Source organism: Variovorax sp. 20P10.2.4 (genome assembly GCF_058244205.1).
The window spans coordinates 1-3553 of record NZ_JBZAYE010000705.1 but is presented as its reverse complement, the minus strand read 5'-3'; the positions used below and the strand labels follow the sequence as shown (position 1 = coordinate 3553).

The following is a 3553-nucleotide window of genomic DNA, read 5'->3' as shown; positions in this document are numbered from 1 at the left end:
GATGCCGGCGCCGATGACGATCGCGTCCGCGTCGGCCATGCGCGAGTTCAGAGCCGGATGCCCCAGGCGAAGGGATCGGCCTCGTCGATCAGCAGGGTGGCTTCGGCGCTGATGTGGGCGCGGCCGCGCAGCGTGGGAACGACGCGGCCGTCGTCGGCGGGCTCGTAGCTGGCCTCGAAGCGGCTGCCGATCACGCTGGCCTGCGTCCACACCTGGCCGGGCGCGAGCTTGCCGTCGGCCGCGAGGCAGGCGATCTTGGCGCTGGTGCCGGTGCCGCAGGGCGAGCGGTCGTAGGCATTGCCGGGGCACAGCACGAAGTTGCGGCTGTCGGCGCCGTCCGCGTCGGCGGCGAACAGTTCGATGTGGTCGATCTCCGCGCCCTCGGCGCCGGTGATGCCCTGCGCCGCGAGCGCGCGCCGCAGCGCGGCCGTGTAGTCGGTGAGCGCGGCGAGGTTGTCGCTCGCCACGCGCTGGCCGTGCGCGGCCTCGCTCACGAGGAAGAACCAGTTGCCGCCCCAGGCGACGTCGCCGCGCACCGTGCCATGACCCGGCAGTTCGACGGCCACCTGGTGCAGGTGCCGGTACGCGGGCACGTTGCGCACGCTGACCGCGCCGTCTTCGTGCAGCGTGGTGGTGACGGTGCCCACGGGCGTTTCGATGCGGTGCTCGCCGGGGCCGATGCGGCCCATGTGCGCGAGGCTCGCGACCAGGCCGATGGTGCCGTGGCCGCACATGCCGAGGTAGCCCGCGTTGTTGAAGAAGATCACGCCGGCCGCGGCATCGGGCGCGACCGGTTCGCACAACAGCGCGCCGACCACGACGTCGCTGCCGCGCGGTTCGAGCACGGTGGCGGCGCGCCATTGGTCGTGATGCTCGGCCAGCAGCGCGCGGCGCTCGGCCATGCTGCCACGGCCGAGGTCGGGAAAGCCGCCGGTCACGAGGCGGGTGGGCTCGCCGCCGGTGTGCGAGTCGATGATCTGGATGCGGTGCATGGGGGTGGGCGCATCGCCTTCCTTGAAGACGGCGATGCGTTGAAGGAAGAGGGGAGGAAGGGGCCGCGGCCCCTTCCCAAGAGGCGCGACTCAGTAGCTCGCGAGCGCTGTCGGCGCGGCGTTCTTGAAGGTGAACACCGTGATCGGCGCCTGCTTCATGTTGCCCTTGTCGTCGTAGGCATAGGTCGCGGCCACGCCCTTGTAGGTGGTCTTGTAGAGCTCGGCGCCGACCTTGTCGGGATCGATCGAGTTGGCCTTGGCCATCGACTCGCCGATGAACATCACCTGGTCGTAGTACGAGGCCGCGTAGGCATCGGCGTCGGCACCGAAACGCTTCTTGAACTTCTCCTTGAAGGCCGGACCGCTGACCGCCTTCTCGAGGATCGAGCCGCCCTGGGCGCAGAACACCGCGTCGTTGACCGCGTCGCCGCCGAGCTTGCCCATCGCGGGGCTGCACAGCGTGTCGCCGCCGAGCAGCTTGGCATTGATGCCGAGCTGCTTCATCTGGCGCGTCATCGGCGCGCCCTGCGGTGCGTAGCCGCCGAAGAAGATCGCTTCGGGCTGCTTGGCCTTCATGTTGGTCAGGATGGCGGTGAAGTCGACCGCCTTGTCGGTGGTGAACTCCTGGCCGACCACGGTGAGGCCCTGCTTCTTCGCTTCCTTGGTGAACTCCTCGGCGAGCCCCTGGCCGAAGGCGGTGCGGTCGTCGATCACGCCGACCTTGGTGACCTTGAGCACCTTGGCCGCGTACACGGCCATGCTGCCGCCGATCTGGTTGTCGCTCGCGATGATGCGGTAGAGGTTCTTGTAGCCGCCCTGCGTGACCTTCGGGTTGGTGCCCACGGTCGACAGCAGCACGCCGCCGTCGCTGTAGACGCGCGAGGCCGGGATGGCCACGCCCGAGCAGTACGGGCCCATGACGAACTTGACGTTGTCGTCGACGAACTTCTGCGCCACGGCCACGCCGCTCTTGGCGTCGCAGGCATCGTCCTCCGACTTCAGTTCGAACTTGAGCGTCTTGCCGCCGACCACGAGCTTCTTCGCGTTGAGCTCCTCGATCGCGAGGCGCACGCCGTTCTCGTTGTCCTTGCCCGCGAACGCATTGGGGCCGGAGAGCGGCCCGGTATGGCCGATCTTGACCACCTGCTCCTGCGCCTTCGCCTGGGTTGCGAGGGCGAGCGCCACGAGGCCGAGCAGCGGAATCATCTTCGATGGTGTCTTCATGCTTCTTCCTGGATAAAGGGACACGGAGGGTACGGGGGAAACGAGGGCGCCGCCCTCGGGGGAAACGCAGCAAACGAAGGGCTTAGGCGACCGACTGGTACTTGGCCGGGCGGGTCGCGAGCGCCTTCTTCACGATGGCCTCGATGGCCTCGCGCTCGGCGCCCACCAGCGGCAGGCGCGGACGGCGCACGTGCTCGGTGCCCACGCCCACGAGGTGGTCGATGAGCTTGAGGTTCTGGACCAGCTTGGTCGAGACGTCGAGGTGCAGCATCGGCGTCATCCACTGGTAGAGCTTGAGCGCCTCGGCGAACTGGCCGGCCTTCATGAGGTCGTACAGCGCCACCGTCTCGCGCGGGAACGCGCAGCCTACGCCGGCCAGCAGGCCGTCGCAGCCCAGTGCCAGGCCCTCGTAGGCGAGATCGTCCACGCCGAGGAACAGCTGGTAGCGGTCGCCGACCGTGTTGCGCAGGTCGGTGATGCGGCGGATGTTGTCGGTGCTCTCCTTGATGGCCGCGATCCATTCGCAGTCGGCCAGCTCGACCATGTGCTCGGGCTTGAGGTCGACGCGGTACGCCACCGGGTTGTTGTAGACCATCACCGGCTTCTGCGCCGCGTTGGCGATGGTGCGCACGTTGAGCATGGCTTCGCGCGCGTCGGCCACGTAGATCACCGAGGGCATGACCATGTAGCCGGCCACGCCGAGCTTGTTGCCGCCCTCGACGTAGCGCAGCGCGTCGCGGGTGCTGGTCTCGGACACGTTGGCCAGTACCGGGATGCGGCCGTCGGCGGCCTCGAGCGCGATCTGCGCGACCTGGAGCTTCTCTTCGAGCGACAGCGTGCTGGCCTCGCCGAGCGAGCCGCAGGTGACGAGGCCGTGGATGCCGTTGCGGATCTGGAAGTCGATGTGGCGCGCGGTGCCTTCGGCATCGATGCGCTCGTCGGCATGGAACTTGGTGGTGACGGCGGGAAAGATGCCTTGCCAGCGGGGGTTGCTCACGAATTCGCTCCTTGGATGGGCCCGGATGGGCGGGGCTGGGACGGAGCGGATTTAAATATATTAACGATATACCGTCAATATTCTCGTAAACGAGCATGCGCCTGGCAGGGCCTGCCGGGCGCGGTTCCAGGTGGGGTGGGGAACGCTTACTTGTGGCCGTCGGCCGGGCTCAGCGTGTGGCCCTTGAGTCTGACGGCCTTGCCGATCGGCGGCGCGCTGCGCGTCTCGACGCTGCGCAGCGTGCCGTTGTCCATGCGCACGCCGACCTGGTAGACGGTGACCGTGTGGGTGCGCTTCTCGATCTCGTTGCCCGCGTAGCCGCCGCCGACGGCGCCGAGCA

3 protein-coding genes and 1 pseudogene are annotated in these 3553 nt (G+C 68.2%); all 4 read right to left on the bottom strand.

Going from position 1 to position 3553, the window contains the following annotated elements; all coding sequences use genetic code 11:
- Positions 1-47: 47 nt before the first annotated feature.
- Positions 48-992 carry a 4-hydroxyproline epimerase gene (locus tag AC27VN_RS35990; RefSeq protein WP_490879723.1) on the bottom strand — a complete coding sequence of 315 codons (945 nt, stop codon included), beginning with the start codon at positions 990-992 and terminating at the stop codon, positions 48-50.
- A 90-nt stretch (positions 993-1082) separates the two neighbouring features.
- Positions 1083-2216 (bottom strand): branched-chain amino acid ABC transporter substrate-binding protein, encoded by a 1134-nt coding sequence (locus AC27VN_RS35985; RefSeq protein WP_203203420.1) that lies wholly within the window; start codon positions 2214-2216, stop codon positions 1083-1085.
- 82 nt (positions 2217-2298) lie between these two features.
- Positions 2299-3213, bottom strand: coding sequence for a dihydrodipicolinate synthase family protein (locus tag AC27VN_RS35980; protein WP_208513061.1), 915 nt, complete (start codon positions 3211-3213; stop codon positions 2299-2301).
- A gap of 146 nt (positions 3214-3359) precedes the next feature.
- Positions 3360-3553: pseudogene (locus AC27VN_RS35975) on the bottom strand (glycine zipper 2TM domain-containing protein); the annotation flags it as partial.